The organism is Chryseobacterium sp. OSA05B, from assembly GCF_019970065.1.
Lineage (GTDB): Bacteria > Bacteroidota > Bacteroidia > Flavobacteriales > Weeksellaceae > Chryseobacterium.
The window spans coordinates 1-469 of sequence record NZ_JAHXYH010000102.1 but is presented as its reverse complement, the minus strand read 5'-3'; the positions used below and the strand labels follow the sequence as shown (position 1 = coordinate 469).

At 64.8% G+C, this 469-nt stretch carries 1 protein-coding gene; it reads left to right on the top strand.

Going from position 1 to position 469, the window contains the following annotated elements; genetic code table 11:
- On the top strand, positions 1 to 469 hold a 469-nt coding region (locus LC419_RS23790; RefSeq protein ID WP_223609674.1), incomplete at both ends, for an O-antigen ligase family protein.

The window sequence follows — 469 nt, the reverse complement described above, 5'->3', positions numbered from 1 at the left end:
ATCCTGGCGCTCTCATTCATCCCGGCGGTGGCCACGAGCAACCGCGGAATGTTCGTCGGACTGGCCATCGCCGTGGCCTACGCGCTGTTCCGGCATTTGGGGCTCGGTCACTGGCGGATGGTCGCCATCATCTTCTCCGGGGTTGCCGTCCTGGCAGTTGCGCTGGTGGCCAGCGGATCCGTCAGCGGGATCCTGGGGCGACAGGAATACAGTGATTCAACGGGCGGCCGCTTGGCCTTGTACGCGAAGACATGGGAACAAAGCCTGCAGGCCCCCATCCTGGGCCACGGGACCCCTCGCATCGACCCCACCATCGGGGTGTCGCTGGGCTCGCAGGGATTCCTCTGGACCCTGATGTTCTGCTACGGGTTCGTAGGACTGGCGCTCTTCCTCTACTTCTTCGCCGGGGGACTGCTGCGTACCTGGCGCCAATCCACGGTCCCGGATGTGTGGCTGCACGCATCGGTTC